The following is a 260-nucleotide window of genomic DNA, read 5'->3' as shown; positions in this document are numbered from 1 at the left end:
AGCGTGAGCAGGTAATAGTCCTCATCCGCAGCTTTGTCCGGGATAAATTCCTTGTGGCAGTCCCCGATCCGATAGTACATCCCGCCGTATTCCAGGATGTTGCCGGAGAAGATCGGTTCGGTCTCATAGGCTGTCACGCCGTTTTTAGTGACAGTACCGGCGGTCTTAATGTTGCCGTAGCCGTGATCCACGCCGATGATCATGAGATTTTTAAATTCTTTCATGCGTCTTTGCACCTCCCTGATTTGTCTTTTTGCTCA

At 50.0% G+C, this 260-nt stretch carries 1 pseudogene; it reads right to left on the bottom strand.

What is annotated here, in order from left to right:
* Positions 1-224: pseudogene (locus tag NE558_RS14290) on the bottom strand (plasmid segregation actin-type ATPase ParM); the annotation flags it as partial.
* Positions 225-260 lie beyond the last annotated feature (36 nt).

The sequence above is a fragment of the Anaerotignum propionicum genome (genome assembly GCF_024461735.1).
Lineage (GTDB): Bacteria > Bacillota > Clostridia > Lachnospirales > Anaerotignaceae > Chakrabartyella.
This window is presented reverse-complemented; position numbering and strand designations above follow the sequence as displayed.